The 738-nt window shown below is 37.9% G+C and carries 1 protein-coding gene; it reads left to right on the forward strand.

The genetic code is table 11. The features are described 5' to 3' along the window. Positions 1-90 precede the first annotated feature (90 nt). Positions 91-627 (forward strand): helix-turn-helix domain-containing protein, encoded by a 537-nt coding sequence (locus B0680_RS00550; RefSeq protein WP_078253110.1) that lies wholly within the window; start codon positions 91-93, stop codon positions 625-627. The last annotated feature ends 111 nt before the right edge of the window (positions 628-738 follow it).

Genomic DNA, 738 nt, shown 5'->3' on the forward strand with positions numbered 1-738 from the left:
GTTGCAGATATACCGGCATCACCAACACAAAAAACCCATCAAGCTATTTGAACCGCACCCCAAAAGTTAGACAACCTTTGGGGTGTTTTTATGACCAAATACACAATTGACTTTAAACTTGAAGTCATTGATCATTATCACAATGGACTTAGTTGCAATCAGATAGCTAATTTGTTTGGTATAGAAAGTTCTATCGTCAAAAACTGGGTGAGACTCTACCAAACTCATGGTATTGATGGTATTCGTATCAGAAAGAGCAAAACTAGTTATTCACCAGAATTTAAACACACAGCAGTATTACAACTACTTGCTGGTAAATCCATACGCACTTTGGCGATTGAATTAAATATCAGTAACCCAAGTGTACTGTTTCAATGGTTAAAAGCTTATCACACTCATGGTATCATGGGACTAACTCCCAAACCTAAAGGCAGAAAATCCATGACCACATCAACCAATAAATCAGATAAAGCAGCTAAAAAAGCCAAGGCAAATCAAACATCAACCAATGAACACGCTGAGTTACTCAGACGCATTCAATATCTAGAAGCTGAGAATGCTTACCTAAAAAAGCTCGATGCCTTAATTCGTCAAAAGAATCAATCAAAGCCAAAGACAAAGTCTTAATTGTTGGTGAATTAAGGCAACAAGGATATTTGCTGAGCGCTTTACTCAAAGCAGCTAAGCTTGCCAGATCGGTGTTCTATTACCATCTAAAACAGCTTGCCAAGGCTGACA

Origin of the sequence: Moraxella pluranimalium, assembly GCF_002014825.1 — a bacterium.
Taxonomy (GTDB): Bacteria; Pseudomonadota; Gammaproteobacteria; order Pseudomonadales; family Moraxellaceae; genus Moraxella; species Moraxella pluranimalium.